At 69.3% G+C, this 18996-nt stretch carries 19 protein-coding genes and 1 tRNA gene; 7 read left to right on the top strand and 13 right to left on the bottom strand.

Annotation, left to right across the window (positions count from 1 at the left end; translation table 11 throughout):
• Positions 1-20: 20 nt before the first annotated feature.
• Positions 21-398 carry a GntR family transcriptional regulator gene (locus GVV86_RS02460; protein ID WP_246199612.1) on the bottom strand — a complete coding sequence of 126 codons (378 nt, stop codon included), beginning with the start codon at positions 396-398 and terminating at the stop codon, positions 21-23.
• Between the two features lie 190 nt (positions 399-588).
• On the opposite strand from GVV86_RS02460, the gene GVV86_RS02455 reads away from it, so the two are divergent.
• Positions 589-1233, top strand: a complete 645-nt coding sequence (locus GVV86_RS02455) for an MBL fold metallo-hydrolase (RefSeq protein WP_159801245.1) — start codon at positions 589-591, stop codon at positions 1231-1233.
• A gap of 66 nt (positions 1234-1299) precedes the next feature.
• On the opposite strand, the gene GVV86_RS02450 is transcribed toward GVV86_RS02455, so the two are convergent.
• From GVV86_RS02450 to GVV86_RS02435, 4 genes are all read right to left on the bottom strand, one after another.
• The gene (locus GVV86_RS02450; protein WP_159801243.1) at positions 1300-2214 is read right to left on the bottom strand and encodes an NAD-dependent epimerase/dehydratase family protein; all 915 of its coding nucleotides are present in this window, start codon (positions 2212-2214) and stop codon (positions 1300-1302) included.
• Between the two features lie 221 nt (positions 2215-2435).
• Positions 2436-2509: transfer RNA gene (locus GVV86_RS02445), tRNA-Met, on the bottom strand.
• A 96-nt stretch (positions 2510-2605) separates the two neighbouring features.
• Entirely contained in the window at positions 2606-3595 is a 990-nt protein-coding gene (locus tag GVV86_RS02440) for a CapA family protein (RefSeq protein ID WP_425513916.1), read from the bottom strand.
• Between the two features lie 358 nt (positions 3596-3953).
• Positions 3954-5870 (bottom strand): alpha-amylase family protein, encoded by a 1917-nt coding sequence (locus tag GVV86_RS02435; RefSeq protein ID WP_159801241.1) that lies wholly within the window; start codon positions 5868-5870, stop codon positions 3954-3956.
• Positions 5871-6096: 226 nt separating this feature from the next.
• On the opposite strand from GVV86_RS02435, the gene GVV86_RS02430 reads away from it, so the two are divergent.
• Positions 6097-6591: a hypothetical protein gene (locus GVV86_RS02430; RefSeq protein WP_159801239.1), complete on the top strand. Its 495-nt coding sequence runs from the start codon at positions 6097-6099 to the stop codon at positions 6589-6591.
• Between the two features lie 21 nt (positions 6592-6612).
• On the opposite strand, the gene GVV86_RS02425 is transcribed toward GVV86_RS02430, so the two are convergent.
• Positions 6613-7419 (bottom strand): GAF domain-containing protein, encoded by an 807-nt coding sequence (locus GVV86_RS02425; RefSeq protein WP_159616341.1) that lies wholly within the window; start codon positions 7417-7419, stop codon positions 6613-6615.
• Positions 7420-7623: 204 nt separating this feature from the next.
• On the opposite strand from GVV86_RS02425, the gene GVV86_RS02420 reads away from it, so the two are divergent.
• Together GVV86_RS02420 and GVV86_RS02415 are read left to right on the top strand one after the other, a co-directional pair.
• Positions 7624-8355, top strand: coding sequence for a GAF and ANTAR domain-containing protein (locus tag GVV86_RS02420; protein ID WP_159801237.1), 732 nt, complete (start codon positions 7624-7626; stop codon positions 8353-8355).
• A gap of 30 nt (positions 8356-8385) precedes the next feature.
• Positions 8386-9417 (top strand): YeiH family protein, encoded by a 1032-nt coding sequence (locus GVV86_RS02415; RefSeq protein WP_159801235.1) that lies wholly within the window; start codon positions 8386-8388, stop codon positions 9415-9417.
• Positions 9418-9468: 51 nt separating this feature from the next.
• Here GVV86_RS02415 and GVV86_RS02410 read toward each other — a convergent pair whose 3' ends face one another.
• From GVV86_RS02410 to GVV86_RS02385, 6 genes are all read right to left on the bottom strand, one after another.
• Positions 9469-9828: a hypothetical protein gene (locus GVV86_RS02410; protein WP_159801233.1), complete on the bottom strand. Its 360-nt coding sequence runs from the start codon at positions 9826-9828 to the stop codon at positions 9469-9471.
• Between the two features lie 112 nt (positions 9829-9940).
• Positions 9941-10939 carry an NAD-dependent epimerase/dehydratase family protein gene (locus tag GVV86_RS02405; protein WP_159801231.1) on the bottom strand — a complete coding sequence of 333 codons (999 nt, stop codon included), beginning with the start codon at positions 10937-10939 and terminating at the stop codon, positions 9941-9943.
• Between the two features lie 42 nt (positions 10940-10981).
• Positions 10982-11563, bottom strand: coding sequence for a protoglobin domain-containing protein (locus GVV86_RS02400; RefSeq protein WP_159801229.1), 582 nt, complete (start codon positions 11561-11563; stop codon positions 10982-10984).
• Between the two features lie 290 nt (positions 11564-11853).
• Positions 11854-12708, bottom strand: a complete 855-nt coding sequence (locus GVV86_RS02395) for an oxygenase MpaB family protein (protein ID WP_159801227.1) — start codon at positions 12706-12708, stop codon at positions 11854-11856.
• A 63-nt stretch (positions 12709-12771) separates the two neighbouring features.
• Entirely contained in the window at positions 12772-13053 is a 282-nt protein-coding gene (locus tag GVV86_RS02390) for a helix-turn-helix domain-containing protein (protein WP_159801225.1), read from the bottom strand.
• Positions 13053-13550 (bottom strand): DUF2975 domain-containing protein, encoded by a 498-nt coding sequence (locus tag GVV86_RS02385; protein ID WP_159801223.1) that lies wholly within the window; start codon positions 13548-13550, stop codon positions 13053-13055. The genes GVV86_RS02390 and GVV86_RS02385 overlap by 1 nt, the downstream gene beginning before the upstream one ends.
• 240 nt (positions 13551-13790) lie before the next feature.
• Between GVV86_RS02385 and GVV86_RS02380 the strand changes: the two genes are divergently transcribed.
• The gene (locus tag GVV86_RS02380; protein WP_159801221.1) at positions 13791-14579 is read left to right on the top strand and encodes an SDR family NAD(P)-dependent oxidoreductase; all 789 of its coding nucleotides are present in this window, start codon (positions 13791-13793) and stop codon (positions 14577-14579) included.
• A gap of 51 nt (positions 14580-14630) precedes the next feature.
• On the opposite strand, the gene GVV86_RS02375 is transcribed toward GVV86_RS02380, so the two are convergent.
• A complete protein-coding gene (locus GVV86_RS02375) occupies positions 14631-15521 on the bottom strand; it encodes a hypothetical protein (protein ID WP_159801219.1) in 891 nt (296 codons plus the stop codon).
• A gap of 278 nt (positions 15522-15799) precedes the next feature.
• Between GVV86_RS02375 and GVV86_RS02370 the strand changes: the two genes are divergently transcribed.
• Together GVV86_RS02370 and GVV86_RS02365 are read left to right on the top strand one after the other, a co-directional pair.
• Positions 15800-16522, top strand: coding sequence for an HAD family hydrolase (locus GVV86_RS02370; protein ID WP_159801217.1), 723 nt, complete (start codon positions 15800-15802; stop codon positions 16520-16522).
• Between the two features lie 42 nt (positions 16523-16564).
• Positions 16565-18964: a glycoside hydrolase family 65 protein gene (locus GVV86_RS02365; protein ID WP_159801215.1), complete on the top strand. Its 2400-nt coding sequence runs from the start codon at positions 16565-16567 to the stop codon at positions 18962-18964.
• Positions 18965-18996: the final 32 nt, after the last annotated feature.

The raw sequence follows: 18996 nt of genomic DNA, 5'->3' as shown, positions 1-18996 counted from the left end.
GTGCGACGCGCCGGACCGGTTCACGCTCGGCGCAATGCCGCCCGCAGATAGGCCACGGCTTCGTCCTCCTTGAGCCCGCTGGCCTTGACGATGCGGGCGTAATCCGCCGCCCCCTCGGCGGCCCGCCGCCGGGCCTCATCCCCGGCCGCGGCGATCACCGTTCCGGCGCGGGATCGGGTCACCACGATCTGCGCCCGCTCCAGCTCGCGGTACGCGCGGGCGACGGTGTTTGCCGCGACTCCCAGATGCGCCGCGAGGGTCCGCACCGGGGGCAGGCGCACGCCGACGGCAATGCGCCCGCTGTTCGCCGCCTCGACGATCTGCTGGCGCAGCTGCTCATAGGGCGGATACGGGCTCGAGGGATCGAGTTTCAGCCATTCGGGTATTTCACTCTCCACTGCTGCCCCTTCCGCCGGGCGCGGCGGCCCCTGATGTGCCGCGCATGCCGAACCGCCCCTCCGGGGCCCTGTTACGTGCACAATACCGCGAACGGGACGTCGGCTGAGGTGCTCGGCCGCTATGCGCCCCAAGGTGAAGCCCGCCCCCATCGGAGCGTTCGGGCCGCCGCTCCTGGCCTAGGGTGGGTCCATGATTCTTGCCGAGCTTTCATCAGTGGTGATCCGCCGGCTCGCGGTGGGCGAAATGGACAACAACGTGTACCTGCTCACCGCCCGGGGATCCGGGCAGCAGGTGCTGATCGATGCGGCCGACGATGCGCCCGCCCTCGCCGGCCTGCTGGCGGAGGGTGCCCGGGACACCCCCGCCGCCGCTCGGCTTGTCCTCGTGGCTACGACGCATTCTCACTGGGACCACGTGCGGGCGCTGGCCGCCGTCGTGGAGGCGACCGGGGCACGCACGGCCGCCGGCGCCGCCGACGTCCCCGCCATCGAGGTGCCGACCGACGTGCCGCTCGAGCACGGCGACGTCGGCACCTTCGACGGGTTCGATCTGGAGGCCATCCACCTCCGCGGACATACGCCGGGCTCCGTGGCCCTGCTGTACCGCGACCCGGAGGGCCCGGCGCACCTTTTCACGGGCGATTCGCTCTTCCCCGGCGGGCTGGGCAACACCCAGGGCGACGCCGACCGGTTCGCTTCGCTGTTCGCCGACGTGAAGGAGCGGGTGTTCGACTATCTTCCCGATGACACGTTGGTCCATCCCGGCCATGGGAAGGGGACGACGCTGGGCGCCGAGCGGCCGCACCTCGCGGAGTGGTTCGAGCGCGGCTGGTAGAGGTGCCGCCGGCCTCACGGCTGCGGAACGGCAGGCGGGGCCGGCCGAACGCGCTCCGGGCCGGATTTACGGCCGGAGCCATTCCAGCCGGCGCGGGCTGAACCCGAACTCCTCCCGCGCGCGGCGGTTGCTCGCACCCCTCATCTTCGTCGCGTAGAACACCCCGTCCGCGTCTGTCGCCTCGGTGATCGGATACTCGGCCGGTTCGACACCCCCGGCGAAGGCACTGAAGGTCCGCATGACGTCCCGCATGGGAAGGGGGTCGCTGTCGGTAACGTTCACCACCCCGGTCGCCTGGGACTCGACGGCGACCCGCGCCGTGAACTCCGCCGCGTCGTCCACATGGACAAAGGACCAGATCCCGGAACCGGAGCCAAGCACGCCCAGCTGCCCGGCCCGTGCCTGCTCGCCCATGTCGCCGTCGGGCGAGTACCAGGTTCCCGGGCCATAGTAGAAACCGTACCGAAGGACGAGCCCGGTGGTGCCCTCGGGAAGGGACCGGATCCGGTCTTCGACCTGGAGGAAGGCTGCGGCGCTTCCGTCGACCAGGGGCGGTCCGTCGGCGACGAAGGGCTCCGATTCCTCAGCGAGCCCCTCTCCCGGCCGGTAGAAGTAGGAGCCCGACTGAGCGATGAAACGTGTCGCTCCCGCGGCGAGGGCGGCCTTCTGAACATTCGCTCCCCCGAGCACCCGGACCTCGTTGGAGCTGGCGAGGGTGTCGCGCATCGCCTGCGGCGAGTAGTGCCGCGGCAGGGCCGTGAGTTGGTCGATCACGACCTCGGGCCGCACGGCCGCGACCGCGCGTGTCACATCCGCCAGGTCGAGCACGTCCGCGATAACCGGCGTCGCGCCGTCAGCCGCGATGCGCGCGGCGCCCCCGTTTGCCCGAGCAATTCCCCACACCTCATGACCCCAGGAGACGAGGTGACGGACGATGGGACGTCCGATGGCGCCGCCGGCGCCGGCCACTAGTACACGCATTTTTTCCTCCAGTTGAACCTATGGCGCCCGAGCGGGCGTTCCGGGATTCAGTGTCGGACTGCAGGCAGGAGGGTGCCAACGGAATGGGACGATCCCACCCGTTTCGTTCCACCGCCCGTGGGGAGGTGCCGGGGCGGGAGCCGTTCAGGCATGGGAAGGATACTGCGGCCGGTTAACGCAGAAGTCCCGGCCCCTACCCGGGACCGGGACTTCTGTCTTCGTTGCGGGGACAGGATTTGAACCTGTGACCTCTGGGTTATGAGCCCAGCGAGCTACCGAACTGCTCCACCCCGCGGCGTAGTAAGAACGCTACAGCCCGGCGGTCGAATAAGCGAATCCGCCCGGCGCATCCGGGCGTCCGCTGGTTCGTGCCTTGCTGGCAGAGTGCCCGCTACTGCGCTCTTTCCTCTGCAGCGAGATCCCAGGGGTGGGCTCCCGCGGCGGCCGCCCCGAGCGACTCGACCACCGACCGGGTGCGCTCCTTGACCGCCTGCTCGTGGCCGGGCGTCGAACACGACCCGGCAGGGCGGTCCGGGCCCAGCGCGCACCACCGGTAGGGGTTCGACACGATGACGGACGGAAGCCAGGCGAGGTCACTGACCGACCACTGCCCGGTCTCGTCCCGGCTGAATCGCGCGCGGACCGCCAGGCCCTCGTTGTTCACGTCGTAGACCGGGGACAGTTCGGTCACCGCGTTGCCCAGCCCGTAGGCGATCCACGTGCCGTTGTACTTCTCGATCGGCAGGACCGAATGCGTGTGGTGCCCGTAGATAAAGTCGATCAGCCCGCTGTCGGCGAGCGCATGAGCGGCCTCGGTCTGCTGTGCGTTGGGCACGGAGGCGTACTCGTCCCCGGCGTGGAGGGCTGCAAGGACGACGTCGGCGCCCTGCTCCCGTGCCGCCCGGGCCTTGGCGACCATCGCCGGGACGTCGAGCAGGTCGACCCGCCACGGCTGGTCGGGTATCTGGCCGTTGAGGGCGTAGGTGGCCTCGATGAGGGCGACCTTCGCGTCCGGCGTATCGAGGATCAGGGGCTGTTCCGCGTCTGAGGCGCTGGCATAGGAACCCGTGTGGTCAAGGCCGGCCGCGTCGAGGGCGGCGAGGGTGCGCAGCACTCCTGCGGGTCCGGCGTCGAGGGTGTGGTTGCTAGCCGAGGTGCAGGCGTCGTACCCGACCTCCCTGGCCGCGGTGAGGATCTGGGGCGGCACGTTGAACGTCGGGTAGCCGGTATAGGGCCCCTCCGGGTCTGACACCGGGGTCTCCAGGTGGCACACCGCAAGGTCAGCCGCCTCGAGGTACGGACGCTGGCCGGCGAGGAGCGGTTCAAAATCGAGCGGCATCCTGCCGGTGACCGCGGCGTCCGCTGCCGCCTGGTCCCACAGCTGGGGGTGGACCAGCAGGTCCCCCGTGACGACGACGTCCAGGCAGTTGTCACAGGCCTCCTGCGAAGGAGAGGATGCACCCGGCGGTGCCGGAGCAGCGGAGCCGGCCGGTGCCTCCCGGTCACCTGAGGCGCCGGGCAGGCAGCCGGAGCAGAGCAGCGCGAGGCTGATCAGGGCGGCGGTGCCGTAGGGCGCTCTCCGTCGGGCGCGCGGTGGCTGAGTGCGTGAAATGGGGTCTCCTCGGGGTGATAACGCCCATGATAGGTCCCCGCGGAGCCAAGGCAGTCCCAGCCGTTCTCGACGGTGTTCAGTTCTCGACGGTGTTCAGTTCTCGATGGTGTTCAGTTCTCAATGGTGTTCAGGCAGGACCCTCCGGGGAGAAGCGGAGCCACAGCACACCATGGGGCTCGAGGCCGAGCCCGGCCGTCACTGCCATCTCCTGGCCCGAGATGAGGTCGACGGCGGAACCGGGCAGGCCGGAGAGTGTCTCCGCGGTGACTTCCTGTCGGGAGTCGGCGAAGTTCGCGAGGACCAGGACCACTGAGGGCTTCGCCCCGGGCGCACCCGGCCGCTGGTACCCCAGGACGGAGGGGTTGTTGGTCCCGAAGGGCACCAGCCGGCCGCCTGCAAATTCCGGGGTGGCGGCCCGGACCCGGATCAGGTGCTGCAGGCCCTGAAAGATCGCCCCCGGCGCGGTGGCCGGATCATCCCTCAGCGCGTAGCGGGCCGCCGGGTAGTCGGGCCTCCCGACCCACCGGCTGTCCCCGGCCTTGCCCGGGTCCTGCGTGTACCCATAGTCGTTGAGCTGGCCCACCTCATCCCCCAGGTAGATCAGCGGGATGCCCCCCGTGCTGAGCACGATGGCGTGGGCGAGCAGGATCCGGCCCACGGCGCCGGCGTCGCCGGCCTCCAGCCCGGCCAGCGACGCCGTCGTGCCCGAGATGCGGCAGTCCCCGGTGCGCGGGTTCTCCTGGAACGGCACGCCGCGGGCGAAGCTGCCAGGGAAACGGTTGACGAAGAACGCATTGAGGAAGCGCCGGTGGTCGTACCCGCCGATGCCGAACTCGGCTGCATCCTCATCGGAGAAGGTCCAGCCGATGTCGTCGTGGCTGCGCACATAGTTCACCCAGGCGGCGCCGGGCGGAATGGCGTGGCGCCGCTCGAGGGCCTGGGCCAGAAGGGAGACCTCCCGGGTGGCCAGGCTGTTCCAGATCAGTGCCATCTGCAGGGGGTTGTAGCTCAGCTGGCACTCCCCCGGGCTGATGTACTGCACCACCTCGTCCGGATGCACGATCGCCTCGGACTTGAAGAGCAGCGACGGCGCCGCGAGCCGGCAGACCGCGTTGAACGCCTGGAGGAGGAGGTGCGCTTCGGGCAGGCTCTCACAGGCGGTGCCCAGCTGCTTCCACACGAACGCCACGGCATCCATCCGCAGCACCTCCACGCCCTGGTTGGCGAGGAAGAGCATCTCCCGCGCCATCGCCCGGAAGACCGCGGGGTTGCGGTAGTTCAGGTCCCACTGGAACGAATGGAAGGTGGCCCAGACCCAGCGCCCGTCGGGCAGCGGCACGAAGGACCCTGGATGGTCGTCCGGGAAGATTTCGCGCACGGTGCGTTCATACGCATCCGGCATCTGCCGGTCCGGGAAGATCCAGTAGTACTTTTCGAATTCCGGGTCGCCGGCGAGCGCCTTCCGGGCCCACTCGTGTTCGTTCGAGGTGTGGTTGAAGATGAAGTCAACGACGAGCGAGATGCCGTTCGCCCGAAGTTCGGCGGCGGTCGAGGCGAGTTCCTCAATGGTGCCCAGGGCCGGGTTCAGCTCCCGGTAACTGGACACGGCGTAGCCGCCGTCGGAATTCGACTCCGGCGCGAGGAACAGCGGCATGAGGTGAAGGTAGGTGAGGCCCAGTTCACGGAAGTACGGAATGCGCGCCCGAAGCCCGGAGAGGTCGATGGCGTACAGGTCGACGTAGCAGACCCCGCCCAGCATTCGGTTGGACTGGAACCAGTCCGGCGCCGCGGCCCGGTCGGCATCGAGCGCCTTGAGCCCGGCGGGCCGCCGCTGCCACGACTCGGCCGCCTCCGCCGCCAGCAGCACCAGCTCGTCGTCAGCGCCACCGCCGTAGATTCGGCGGAAGAGGGACCGCAGGCGGGGGAATTCACTGCGGAACCGTGCCTCGAAGGAGTCCCAGTCGGCGTCCGAGGTCCCCGGACGCCGGGCCGCCAGGACCTCCGCGGGAATGGACTCTTCACCGAGGTGCTTCTGGAAAACCATGGGCACAGCCTATTGCAGGCGCACCGACCGCAGGGCCGGAGGCAAAGGCACACCCGGCGCCGCCTTGACGGGCGGTCGGAGGCGTGCCCTGCGCGGGTGCCGTCCTGCACCGGGAGCGGGTGCACGGGCCCCGTCCCCGGACGCCAGCCGGGATCCTGGTCCCCCGGACCCGCACGGGACGACGGGAAGCTGTCCCGCCACACGCCCGCCCGCGCTAGGGTGAGGCATGCCCTTCCGAGCGCCCTGGCTGCGTTCCGCCGTCTTCGGTGGAACGCTCCTGCTCGCCGGCGGCTGCGGTGCGCCCTTCGGTGCCGGATGTACCGCGGTAGGGGCGGTCGATGGCGTCTCGACCACCGTTGCAGCCGACTCTGTCCGCGGGGTCGCCGCGCTCGAGCTGGAGGTTTGCCGGGAGGGCCGGTGCACGAAAGCCGACGTGGCGCTGAGTGCGGGAACGGAGTCCGTCGACCAGGGCTGCGACGACGACGGAATCTGCGCCGCGTCGGCCAGTCCGGACGGCACCTTGGTTGGTTTCGCACCGCTGGACCTTTCCGCAGGCGAGGTGGAGATCCGGGCAACGGCCACCGGTCGGGATGGGCAAACGCGGGTGCTTGCTCCGGTCCGCGCCACCGCGGAGGTGGTCCGTCCCAACGGCCCCCAGTGCCCCGGAGAGGCGCACCAGCTCGCCCTCACCCTCGACAGCGAAGGCCTTTCAACGCGCTGAGGGCGTCGGGATCGGGCCTGCCTACGGTGTGACCTCCCTCTGCGCGGCCTCGGCCAGGGACCGGAGCACGCGCCGGTCCTCATCGGTGAAGCCTCTCGGATTCTGGTCGATGACGCAGATCGTGCCGATGGTCCACCCGCCCGGACCCAGCAGCGGGTGCCCCGCGTAGAAGCGGATGTGGGGCTCGCCGACCACGAGCGGGCTCGCCTTGAATCGATCATCGGCGAGGGTGTCACACACCACCATGGGCCCGGCACTGCGGATCGTCTGGTTGCAGAAGGTGCTTTCCCGCTCGAGGTTCTGGCCGACCGCGCCGATGACCGATTTGAGGAACTGCCGGTGCTCGGCGATCAGTGCCACGATCGACGAGGAGACACCGAAATGCTCGCGGGCCCGCCGCGTGATCCGGTCAAAGCGTTCCTCCGGCGGTGAATCAAGGAGGCCCGTCTCAAGCAGGGCCCGCATCCGCTGGGCCTCAGCCTGCTCCGCCGTGAGGAAGACCGCACCTGCCGCGCCGAGTAACTCGAGGGGATCGTCGGGATCCGCCCGTGCCGCACGGCTCGTTCCATTCCGGGGCTCCGCCCCGCCGCTACCTCCACCGGAATCCGGCAGCTCCCGGCCGGTCTCCTCAAGGGCCTCGCGCAGTGTGTGGGAGAGGATGTCCCGTTCGAGGGAGGGAATGCTCTGGAGCCCCTGCAGGTACGCATCGATCTCTATCTGGGCGAGCGAACCTCCGAGGGCGAAGTACCGGATCCACAGCTCCTCGGCGTCGAGTCCTGCCTCGGATGCCGCACGCGACGCCAGCTCCTGCTGCCTCTGCTCATCCACCGAAGAACCTCGAATGCGTTGCGGGCCCGGCGGCGGTGCCGGGCCCTGGAATCAAGACCGCGGACCGGCACGCGGTCCACCTCCGAGGCTATTTCACGCCCGGGTTGCAGGAAAGCCAAAGGTTCACCGGGCGGGATCCGGAAAAAAGTTTTGGGCACCGCTCCCGATGAGCTAAACGGCGGGTCCTGGCCCTAAGCTGATGCAATGCGGAAAGATGCGGGAAGTGATTCGGTGGCGCGCCAGCTCCAGCAGCTGATTCTTGAGTCCGGGAACGTCGAACTGTTCCTTGAAGCGTTCGCCTCCCACACCGCAACCATCCTCGAACCTGGGGTCCAGACGCAGTGCGGAATTACGCTCAAGCGCAACGACCGGGCCACCACCGTGGCCAGCAGCAGCGTCGCCGCAACCGAGCTCGACGAGGTCCAGTACGGCTACGGCGACGGGCCCTGCCTGACCGCGATCCGCACCGGGGAGACCGCCGTCGTGCAGGATACGCGCACTGATCCCAGGTGGCCGGAATACCTCACCGCGATCGAGGGCCGCGGCTACTTTTCAGTCCTCGGGGTACCCCTGATGACCGGTGGGGACGGCGGCGCCGCGGTGAACCTGTACGCGGAGGCCCCCGGTGTCTTCACCGCCGACATCGTGAGTCAGGTCGAGGAGTACGCGGCGGAAGCGGCAAGCACCCTCGAACTCGCCCTGCAGCTGGCCGCGCACAAGGATGCCGCCGCGAACCTGCAGGCGGCAATGGAGTCTCGCACGAACATCGACATCGCGGTCGGGATCATCATTGCCCAGAACCGCTGCACCCAGCAGGAGGCCATCCAGATCCTCCGACGGGCCTCAAGCCACCAGAACGTCAAACTCCGTGTCCTCGCTGAACAGCTGGTGCAGTCGGTCGCGACGGCGCCCGCAACCACCCACTTCACCAACTAGCCCCGCCGGTGCGGCGCTGATGGCGCCTCCGTGCCTTCCGAAAGCGACCCCGTGACCCTGCCGCGCCCCCTCACCGCCGCGCTCGGCTATGCGCCGGGGTTCCTGGTCATGGCGGCCGCGGTTGCCCTCGCCGTCCTTCTGGCGAACCTTCAGGGATTCGCCGGTGCCCTGGTCATCGCCCTCGGCCTGGGCCTGCTCATGCGGAACAGCGGACTTCTCCACCCTCGCCTGAACCCGGGCATCCGCGCGGCCACCAAAAGGTTCCTTCGCCTTGGCGTGGTGGTGCTGGGCCTTCAGCTTTCCCTCCCGGAGATCGTGGGCCTTGGCCTGCCTGTGCTCGGTCTCATCGTCGCCTCCGTGTTCGTCAGCTTCTTCCTCACCCGGTACATCGGCGAGCGCCTGGGCCTGAGCCGGGCCGCGTCCACCCTGATGGCCGCCGGGTTCTCCATCTGCGGCGCCTCGGCGATCGCGGGGATGCAGAGCATCGTAGACGCGGACGACGACGAGGTGGCCAGTGCCGTCGCCATGGTGACGCTGTACGGCTCCGCGGTGATTCTCGGGCTTCCGGTGGTGGGCGGCCTCCTGGGGCTGTCCGAGGAGACCTTTGGCCTGTGGTCGGGCCTGGCCGTGCACGAGGTGGCCCAGGTGGTGGCGACCGCGAGCACGGCCGGCGCTGCGGCCTTGGCGGTGGCCACGGTCGTGAAGCTCGGCCGGGTGGTCCTCCTGGCGCCGGTGGCCGCCCTGGTCTCCTTCGGGATCAGCCGCTCGAAGGAACACCCGCGCGCGGCCGGCACCGGCTCGACGCCGGCCGTACCCCTCTTCGTCGTCGGGTTCCTGGTGCTGGTCCTTGTCCGTTCCACCGGCCTCGTCCCGGCCCCGGTGCTGCAGGGCGCTTCGGTCACGGCCACGCTCCTGCTGGCGGCCGCGATGTTCGGCCTTGGCGCCGGAATCCACATTCCCCAGCTGGCCCGCACCGGCGGGCGCAGTCTGGTCCTCGGCGGCGTATCGACGGTCTTCCTCGGGGCGGTCACCCTCGCCGGTGCCGTCCTGGTCACCGCCTAGGAGCCCTGCGCTGCCGGGACCGGCTTCGGACCGGCGGACCGCCTTCCGGCGTCAGAAGCCCGTCTGGTAGCCCCGCAGACTGGTGTCGTTCGGATTTACGGGCCGGTCCTCGGCGGGGCGCGTGTGGTCGTAGTGCCGGTCGGAATAGGTCCGGGGCCTTCTCATTTCCGCGGCGGAATACCGGCGGCCAGCGATCAGGGCCACAGCCCCTGCCAGCAGGGCGGCCGCTCCGAGCCCGAGGAGGGTCAGGGCTTCTGCGGCACTGCCGCTGCCGCTGCCGCTGCCGCCGAACGTGGCCCGGTTGAAGGCATCGATGCCCGGCACCAGAAGGGCCGCGGCGAGGACAAGTGTGCCGGCCCCCGCCACGGTAAGCCACAGCCCGGGTTGAGCCGGGCGCCTGTTGCTGGTCATTGGTTCCACCTCGGGGCGGGCCGTTGGGACCCCACCTGCGCCCAATGTACCTCCGAAAGAGCTTCCCGAACAGGGCGGCCGGACCGGGTGGACCGGCGGTCCCTTCGCTGCCCTACCCGGACAGCGCCGCAAGGAGCTCCCGCTCCTCGTCGCGGGTGAGTCCAGCCCTTCGCGGGCTGTCGGGCCCCTGTGCCTCCTCCCACTCCAGGGCCGCCTTCAGCGTTTCCTCGAGGGGGCGCAGCACTAGGCCCGCGTCCAGCGCGCGCTTGTTGGACCGGGCGTTCATCCCCTGCCAGTCCGGATCGCTCAGCCACAGGGGCAGCGAACGGGGACCTGCCCACTCGCCCACACCCCGAGCGTGCAGCCACGGCGCGTCCGCCGTCACCACGGGTCCGTCGTGCCGGGCGACCCGGCGGGCCGCGGCGATATGGTCGGCGAAGGACCAGCTATGCCCCATGGCGTTGTACACCCCGCTGCGCTGCTCCTGGCAGCAGGTGACCACCCACGCCGCGAGGTCCCGGACGTCGATGACCTGCGTGGGCAGATCCTGCGCTTCCGGGATCAGCACCGACCCGCTGGGGTTGGAGGGGTGCGCGAACCGCAGCGGCCAGTACCCGGTGCGGCCGGACCCGTCGCCGGGTCCTCCAATGAGTCCGGCGCGGGCGATCATGCTGTGTGCGGGGCCGAAGGCTTCCACCACGGCCTGCTCACATGCCACTTTGGCTGGCCCGTAAGCCTCCATGGTGTCCATGACGTCGGAGTCGAGGGGTGGCAGGAGGGGCGCGTCCTCGTCCTGGCCGGCCGGGCCCTGATCCGCATAGGCGCTGCCCGAGGAGACAAAGAGGTAGTAGCCGGCGTTCCGGAGATCCCGGACCGCGCGCCGGACCTGGCCGGGCTGCCGGGAGACGTCCACGACGGCATCCCAGCGGCCTCCGGCCACCCGACGAAGCCCTGCATCGTCGTCGCGGTCGACGTCCACAAAGGACGCACCGCCGGGAACCGCACCTGAGCGTCCCCTCGCGGCACAGGTCACCTCATGGCCGCGCTCCACCGCATGCCGGGCGATCTCGTGGCCGAGCCAGGCGGTACCGCCAAGGACAAGTAGTTTCATTCGGCCATCAAATCAGCTGGTCTGCCCCGGCGGAAGGCCATCTCACCAGGACGTGCTGTAGGGCTCCGACCAGAGAATCGCCGTCAGGGTGACGCCCTTGAACCAGGCGGTGTACATCGCATCCAGTTCCTCGGCATCCGAGGTTCCTTCAGCGAGGAACGGGCGCATCGTCGCCGTCAGGGGGACGATGAACCCGATCAGGTACCGCATCCTGACCTCGGCTGCCGGAGACTCCACCGCATCGGTGACGTTCTTCTTCGCGGAGGTGTGGCGCAGGCCCACCTCGTGCTGGTAGTTCAGCCAGTCCTGATCGTGCTCGCGTGAACACAGATCAACGACCCAGACCTTGAAGCGCTCACGCACCGCCGAAAGGTAGTCCGGATCGGGGCTTCCGTCGACGCTGGCGAAGCTCTCGATGAGGAACGGGTGGTCGCCGACGTAGCCGTACCAGACGTCGAGGATCTCGTCGGTGCGTGGCTCAAGGATCGGTCGGGCCCGAAGGAGTGCCTGCCGGTCGGCGTCCGTCCACAGGATGGTTTCTTCGATCTTCCGAAGGTCGTCGAGCGAAACGGGGCTGGTTTCCAGATCCGCACTGCCATAGGTGTAACCGCGGGGTCCGTTCATGGCGGCCCTTCCTGAGTAGCGGGGGGAGGCCGGTCAGCGGCGGTGGCCTGCGAGGAATGGGAACCGGACCGGCCGGGGTCGGTGCCCGACGGGGCCGGGCGGGTCGTGCACCTCCGCGGGTCCTCCCGCTGAGAATGCAACCTACGCCTCCGCCCCGGGTTGATCTTCGCGCAGGTGGAGGGGCGCGTATGCCGTGGTCCGCGCAGCGGCGCTGACGGTCCTCGTAGTCTAAATTCGCCCTGAATGGAAATCAAAGAATGACAGGGCGCCGGTGCCCGCCTGCCCAGCGCTCAGGCGCCGAACCGGTCCAGCGCGACGCGGTAGTGGGGCCAGTACCGGGGGCCGGCCGGCAGCAGCGGAAGCGTGCGCCGGCTTGCCCACTGGAGGGCGCACAGGGCGGTCCGGTCGCGGTGCCGCCACGGAAGTCCGTAGGCGTCCCGCACGGCAGGCGGGAGCACTCCGGCCGCAAGCACCCTGGCTGCGGCCCGTGCCGGTGGTGCCAGGATCGGCGGGTCGGGCGCAAGGATCTGCCCTGCGAGGGCCGAGGCCGTCGGCCCGACGCTCAGGACATCGCGGACCTGGCCGTCCACATACCGCGCCAACCCGGAATAGTCCTTGGGGAGCACCCGGGCGGGGATTCCGAACTGGTGCGCCAGCCCGGTCATGTCGCGGTAGTACGCATCCCGTTCGGCCTCCGGGACCGGGCGGGCGAAACCGTCCGTGACGGTGACCGCCGTCCAGACGAGCGTCGCGAACACCCAGAGTGCCAGGTCCGGATCGTCTGCGCGGTAGGGCGTTCCTGCCGGCAGCGGACCCTCCGTGTCGGGCAATGTTCCGTGCACCGGGCGGTGCCGGCGCTGGACGTGCCGGGCGGCGGCGCGTACCTGGTTCTGGTCACCGAAGGTGATGGTCAGGACGGCATCCAGGGTGCCCCGCAGCCGGCGCAGCGGGTCGGAGGAGAAATTGCTGTGGGCCCGAACCCCTTCCGCGACCAGCGGGTGTGCCAGCTGCAGCAGGAGGGCGGCCGGGCCCGCGGCGAGCAGGATCCGCTCCCTGCCGATACGCCACGCCGCCGACGCCGGGCCGAAGAGGCCTGGGTCCCCGGGTTGCCCCGCCGGCGGAGCCGGGGGGAAAAACGCTTCCATCCTAGGCATTGAAGCCCCCTGTGCAGGCGACACCGCGGCGCGGAGCGGGCGTCCGGGCCCCGGTCACTGGCCTTCTGCCTGCTTCGGGGCGGCATTGAAGGGTGTGGAGGTGCCCGGCGCTCCCGGATCCCCGGGGTCGTCGTCGTCGACCCACTCCAGCAGGTCACCGGGCTGGCAGCCGAGCACCCTGCACATGGCCTCCAGGGTCGTGAATCGAACCGCCTTGGCCCGGCCGTTCTTCAGCACCGCCACATTCGCCGGCGTCAGGCCGATCCTTTCGGCGAACTCGCCCACGCTCATCTTCCGCTTCGCCAGTTCAACATCGATCCGCACCACAATGGCCATCAAATCACCTCGTCCAGCTCCGTGCGGAGCTTCCGCGCTTCAGCATCCCGGTCCACGGCCTGGGCGAGCAGCGCCCTCAGCACCAGCACTATCAGGGCCACGGCGGCGATCATGACCGCCACTCCCCCGATCAACAGGACCACCCCGGGTGCGACCGCCTCGCCGGGGGCGAGGGCGACGCCCAGCCCGAAGGTGAGCAACGATGCCGCGGTGAAGGCGCCGATGACGATGTCGACGAGCCGGAAGGCGCTTGAGGAAAACACGGTTCCCCGCCGCACCATCGTCAGCAGCCCCCACACACAGACCACCGCCGCCTGAAGGGCGAGGATGATCAGCACCGTGAGGACGACGAGCGGAGTGCGGATCGCCGCCACGTCGGGATCGGCATCGCGCAGGTCCACCCCGAGCAGGGGAACCATCACAATCTGCACGAACAATGACCCCGCGAACATCATCACAAGCACGACGCGCAATGCGATGACCGTTAGATTTCCCATTTTATCTCCCTTAGCCGTCCAACAATCTAAAGGTATCGATCATCAATAGAAATTACAAGACTTACGACAGATACATGCCCCACGTGCGCCGCCTCGCGAACGGCCGAGCGGCCCAGCCGCTCCGGGCCGGCGCTGGCGGAGATCCGGCGAAACGGGCGCCCACCACGGCGGCCACCGGGGCCCGCTGCGTGTAAACCTAGAGCGTGAACGGATGTTCACCGAGCGAAGAAGCGGAACGGCATGGCACGGAACTACGAAGGAACCACTGCGCTCATCACGGGAGCCAGCTCCGGGCTCGGTGAGGAGTTCTCCCGGCAGCTGGCCCACCGCGGAGCGGACCTCATCCTCGTGGCGCGCCGCGCCGACCGGCTTGAGGCACTGGCGGAGGAACTGCGCCGGGCGACGGGAAGGACCGTCACCGTCATTCCCGCCGACCTCGCCCGGGCGGGAGCGGGACCGGCGCTCGCCGCCGCGGTGGCGGCGAGGGGCCTGAGCGTCGACACCCTCGTCAACAATGCGGGGTTCGCCACCCGCGCACGCTTCGAGGACGAGGATCCGGAGAGGGTCCAGGAGGAGATCGCCCTGAACGTCGCGGCCCTGGTCGGCCTCACCCGCGCCTTCTATCCGGCTATGCTCGCCTCCGGGAAGGGAGTCCTGATCAACATCGCCAGCACCGGCGCCTACCAGCCGGTGCCCCTAATGGCGGTCTACGGGGCCACGAAGGCGTTTGTCCTTAGCTTCACCGAGGCCCTCTGGGTCGAGGCCCGGCGTTCGAACCTTGGGGTGCTCGCCTTATCGCCAGGGGCCACGCGCACTGAATTCTTCGACGTCGCCGGGGAGGACGCTCAGGTGGGATCGATGCAGGCTCCCTCCGAGGTCGTTACGCTGGCGCTGACCAAGCTCGACCGGCGCAGGTCCGCGCCGAGCGTCGTCTCGGGAAGGGCGAACCGGCTGACCGCCTCCGCTCCGCGGCTCCTTCCGCGCCGGACCGTTGCGCGTCTGGCCGGGGCGGTCACCGGACGGAGGTAGGCCTCGCTTCCCCCGGAAAGCGGGAACGCGCCTTGCGCTGAAAAGCCCGGGTCAGATGGGCGGCGGATCGTGCCGTCGGTTGATCCGGTCCCCCTCGGAGGTCAGGTCGGTGCCTGGATCCACGCTCAGGGCCTCGAGGACGGGCTCGGCTAGCACCGCGTCGATGAAGGTGTGCCTCCCGCCGACGATTGTGGAGTCGAAGTCGACCTCCGAACCGACGAACCAGGCCCGGTCCCCGGGCCAGATCAGCTGGGGCATCGGACCGGGGATGCCGCCGAACCAGCCGATGCCTGCCCGCAGCGGCCAGGTGGGGTCGGTCAGCTCGTCAGCGGTGGCGTCGAGCAGGATGTAGCGCCGGCCGGGCAGCTCGAGGTACGGCCCTCCGGCCAGGGCAAGGGCTACCGCGGGGTCGACCGCCGCCGCATACGCGGACCCCGCCTCGTCGCGGGCAGTCCTTCGGGCCCGGCCCGAAGCGCCCGCCCGGGTGAAAGGCACCAGATCCGCACCGGCCACGTCCCAGCCGGACCACAGCCCAAGCGTGAGCGGCGCAGCGGTGGTGGCTGTCCCGCGTGCCATTGTCATCAACACCGCCAGGAGCTCCGGCTCCAGGTACCCGAGGGCGGGCGCGTCGAGGTCCCACCCGCCAGGCAGTCGAAGGGTACTGTCCGCGCCACCGGCGATCCCGGCCCACTGCACCTGCGGGTGGATGACCGCCCCCGTGTGCGCGGCAACCCGCTCCCAGGACCATCGGGTGTGCGCGGCCGGAAATTCCGCACCGGGGCCTGTGGTGGCCCAGAGCCCTGGCGGGGTGACCCGGGGCGGGTGGAGCACCCGCGCGTATGCCTCGAAGCCGGCGGGCACCACGCTGCCGACCGATCCCGCCCGTCCTGAAAGCCGGGGACCGATCCAGCCCCCGCGCCCCGTTTCCCCCGACCACCGCATAGGGAGATGGTGCCATACCGGTGGGCACTGCCCGCCCTGGGCGCGGACCGGTTGCCTCCACGGCGATCACGTAACACGTCTATCGAAGTAGAACGACCTGTCTGTATAGTGGAAACCAGAACGCAGCTCAGAATTTCCCTGCCGTTTACTGAGGGTCTCACTGCTGAAGGATTTCTCATGGGCGCCACCGGCTTCCACAGAGCACCGCAGCCTCAAATGCGCCGCGGGCCCGGGCCTCTCTCCCGCAATGCTGCGGTCCGCCCGGGCACAGCACGACCATGAAAGCCCTCTATTCCTGGATGGACGCGTCGGCGGTGCTGTTCGACCTCGACGGCGTCCTCACCCCTACGGCCGAAGTTCACGAGACCGCCTGGCGTGAACTTTTCGAAGGGTATCTGGCCCGCTGGCCCGAACGCCGGCCCTACAGCGGCAGCGACTACTTCGCCCATATCGACGGGAAGCCCCGTTTCGACGGGGTGCGAGACTTCCTCGCCTCCCGCAGCATCGTCCTCCCGGAGGGCCCGCCCGACGACGACCCGGCGAGCGACACCGTCTCCGGGCTCGGCAACCGCAAGAATCGGCTGTTCAACGACATCGTCGCCTCGCGTGGGGTGTGCCCCTTCAGCGGATCGGTGCGTTTCGTTCAGGCAGCCCAGCAGCGCGGCCTGAAGCTCGCGGTGGTCTCATCCTCGCGGAACGCCGCCGCAGTCCTCCGCGCCGCCGGACTCGAGGAATATTTCCCGGTCGTCGTTGACGGGACGGCGGCGGCCGGGGCGGGACTCCCTGGCAAGCCCGATCCTGCCACCTTCGAGTATGCCGCCGCACTCCTGGGGCTGCCCACGGCGTCCTGCATTGTGGTCGAGGACGCCGTCTCCGGCGTCCGCGCCGGCAGCGCAGGCCGCTTCCATTCGGTAATCGGCGTCGAACGCGGAGCCGGCAGGCAGAACCTGCTCGACGCCGGCGCCACCCTGGTGGTTGATGACCTTGACCAACTCCTCTAGCATTCCGCTCCCCCGCCCACCAATTCCGAAGGGCTGCCGATCATGGCACTGATCAACGCCGACCGCGACCGTTTTCCCTGCCACCCCTGGCAGCTGGTGGAGACCTGCTTCGAGGCGGGCGACACCGGGGCGCTCGAGACGATTTTCGCCGTCGGCAACGGTTTCCTGGGTGTGCGGGGAGCCCACTGGTCCCCGGCGGATGCCGAACTGCCCGGCAGCTTCATCAACGGTTTCCATGAAACCTGGGACATCCAGCACGCGGAGAATGCCTTCGGTTTCGCCCGCACCGGGCAGCGCATCCTGTACGTGCCGGATGCCAACAACTTCACGGTCGTCATCGACGGCGAAACCCTCACCCTCGCCGGCTCCGCCGTCGTGAATTACCGGCGCACCATTGACTTCACCACCGGCCTGTACGAGTGCCGGGTGACCTGGGCGTGCCGGTCCGGGGCCACGGTCACCACGGTGGAGCGCCGGGCCGTGGGGCAGCAGACGCGCGGCGGCCTGGCCATCACCCTCGAGCTGACGACGGACCGGCAGGTATCGGTCGACATCACCTCCTCAATCGTGAACCGGCAGGACCAACCGGCCGAGGACCACTCCAGCCACGATCCACGCCGCTCCGGCCGGCACGCCGAACGGGTGCTGCTGCCCCTGCGGCTGGAGGGCAGCAACGGCTCGCTCCGGCTCGCCTGGGAGACCTCCGAGTCCAAGCAGAAGATCGGCGTCGCCGTCGACCACCGGATCTCCGGTCCCCAGCAGCCCTTCACCACCCAGGCCGACCAGGACGAGAGCGTCGTCCGGTACGTGCTGGCGGTCGATGAAGGCGCACCCCTGCTGCTCGAGAAGAGCGTCGCCTATGCCTTCACCACCGCCGGTGACGGTTCAGACATCGAGGAGGCGGCTGAAGCGGCCCTGAAAGGCACGGCGGCGATCTTCGCCGAGAGCGCGGCGCACTACCGGCGTTACTGGTCGACCGCCGATATCCGGATCGGGGGCCAGGAGGAACTCCAACAGGCCGTGCGGTGGAACCTGTTCCATCTGGAGCAGGGCACGGCGCAGGCGGGAGTCGCCGGAATCCCAGCCAAGGGCGTGAGCGGCTCGGGTTACCAGGGCCACTATTTCTGGGACCAGGAGATCTACCTGCTTCCCTTCCTCACCTATTCGAACCCCCGCGGCGCGCGGCAGGTGCTTGAGTTCCGCCACGCACTCCTTCCCGAAGCCCGAATGCGCGCCGACGAGCTGAACGTTGACGGAGCCCTGTTTCCCTGGCGCACCATCAACGGGCTGGAGGCCAGCGCCTACTACGCATCCGGCACAGCCCAGTTCCACATCGGCGCCGCAATCGCCTTCGCGGCCAACCGGTACAGCTGGGCGAGCGGCGATACCGCCTTTCGACAGTCCGAGGGCGCCGACCTGATTATCGAGACGGCGCGGATGTGGATGTCCCTGGGCTTCTTCGGCAAGCGCGGCGCCTTCCACATCCATGGCGTCACCGGTCCGGACGAGTACACGGCGGTGGTGAACGACAACCTCTATACGAACGTCATGGCCAGGTTCAATCTCCGCGCCGCCGCGGACCTTCAGCACCCCGGCGTCGACGAAGGCGAACGGGACCTGTGGCTGCAGGCCGCTGCGCGCATGCAGATGCCCTACGACGACACCCTCGAGGTGTACTCCCAGGACGCCGACTTCATGACCCTCGAACCGTGGGACTGGTCAACTCCCCGCTCGCAGTACCCGCTGCTGCTTCACTTCCACCCGCTGGTGATCTACCGGCACCAGGTGCTTAAGCAGGCGGACACCGTGCTGGCCATGTTCCTCCAGTGGCAGGACTTCACCGCTGCGGAGAAGCAGCGCGCGTTCGACTTCTACGATCCGCTCACCACCGGCGACTCAACGCTTTCGCCCTGCGTCCAGGGCATTATGGCCGCGGAGGTCGGCTACGGCGACGTCGCACTGGCCCACTTCACGGACGCCGCCTTCATCGACCTTGACGACTCCCATGCGAACACCATCGACGGCGTCCACATCGCCGCCGCCGGAGGGGTGTGGCTGTCACTGGTCAATGGCTTTGCCGGTTTCCGTGACCAGGGCCCGGTGCCCTACTTCGACCCGCGGCTGCCCGCGGCGTGGACCTCCCTGGCATTCCACCTAAAGCTCCGCGGCGGCACGCTGCAGGTCGAACTGGTCCGCGGATCGATCACTCTGAGCTTCGACGGCGACGGCCCCCTCGATGTCCAGGTGCGGGACGAACTGGTCTCGGTGGGCGCCCGGGAGGTGACGGTGTTGCTGCCTGCCCGCGAGGCGCCGGTGCCGTCGGTGTTCCGCAGCAGCTTCGCAACCGCAGGCATGCCCATCGTGCAGGCACGCCCCACCGGCCAGCGGGCCCCGTCGACCGGTCAGCAGGCCCCGTCGGCCGACCAGCGGGCGGCCCACTGAGGCAGAAATCAAGGGCTCCCGGGCGCCGGGGA

Source organism: Arthrobacter zhaoguopingii, assembly GCF_009828595.1.
GTDB classification, from domain to species: domain Bacteria; phylum Actinomycetota; class Actinomycetes; order Actinomycetales; family Micrococcaceae; genus Arthrobacter_D; species Arthrobacter_D zhaoguopingii.
This window is presented reverse-complemented; position numbering and strand designations above follow the sequence as displayed.

Bases quoted from the DNA above. Each gene is read 5' to 3' on its own strand.
- GVV86_RS02380 (WP_159801221.1), top strand. From the start codon at position 13,791: ATGGCACGGAACTACGAAGGAACCACTGCGCTCATCACGGGAGCCAGC.
- GVV86_RS02390 (WP_159801225.1), bottom strand. From the start codon at position 13,053: ATGGCCATTGTGGTGCGGATCGATGTTGAACTGGCGAAGCGGAAGATG.
- GVV86_RS02405 (WP_159801231.1), bottom strand. From the start codon at position 10,939: ATGAAACTACTTGTCCTTGGCGGTACCGCCTGGCTCGGCCACGAGATC.
- GVV86_RS02455 (WP_159801245.1), top strand. From the start codon at position 589: ATGATTCTTGCCGAGCTTTCATCAGTGGTGATCCGCCGGCTCGCGGTG.
- GVV86_RS02370 (WP_159801217.1), top strand. From the start codon at position 15,800: ATGAAAGCCCTCTATTCCTGGATGGACGCGTCGGCGGTGCTGTTCGAC.
- GVV86_RS02395 (WP_159801227.1), bottom strand. From the start codon at position 12,708: ATGGAAGCGTTTTTCCCCCCGGCTCCGCCGGCGGGGCAACCCGGGGAC.
- GVV86_RS02430 (WP_159801239.1), top strand. From the start codon at position 6,097: ATGCCCTTCCGAGCGCCCTGGCTGCGTTCCGCCGTCTTCGGTGGAACG.
- GVV86_RS02450 (WP_159801243.1), bottom strand. From the start codon at position 2,214: ATGCGTGTACTAGTGGCCGGCGCCGGCGGCGCCATCGGACGTCCCATC.
- GVV86_RS02435 (WP_159801241.1), bottom strand. From the start codon at position 5,870: ATGGTTTTCCAGAAGCACCTCGGTGAAGAGTCCATTCCCGCGGAGGTC.
- GVV86_RS02400 (WP_159801229.1), bottom strand. From the start codon at position 11,563: ATGAACGGACCCCGCGGTTACACCTATGGCAGTGCGGATCTGGAAACC.
- GVV86_RS02420 (WP_159801237.1), top strand. From the start codon at position 7,624: ATGCGGAAAGATGCGGGAAGTGATTCGGTGGCGCGCCAGCTCCAGCAG.
- GVV86_RS02385 (WP_159801223.1), bottom strand. From the start codon at position 13,550: ATGGGAAATCTAACGGTCATCGCATTGCGCGTCGTGCTTGTGATGATG.
- GVV86_RS02410 (WP_159801233.1), bottom strand. From the start codon at position 9,828: ATGACCAGCAACAGGCGCCCGGCTCAACCCGGGCTGTGGCTTACCGTG.
- GVV86_RS02365 (WP_159801215.1), top strand. From the start codon at position 16,565: ATGGCACTGATCAACGCCGACCGCGACCGTTTTCCCTGCCACCCCTGG.
- GVV86_RS02375 (WP_159801219.1), bottom strand. From the start codon at position 15,521: ATGCGGTGGTCGGGGGAAACGGGGCGCGGGGGCTGGATCGGTCCCCGG.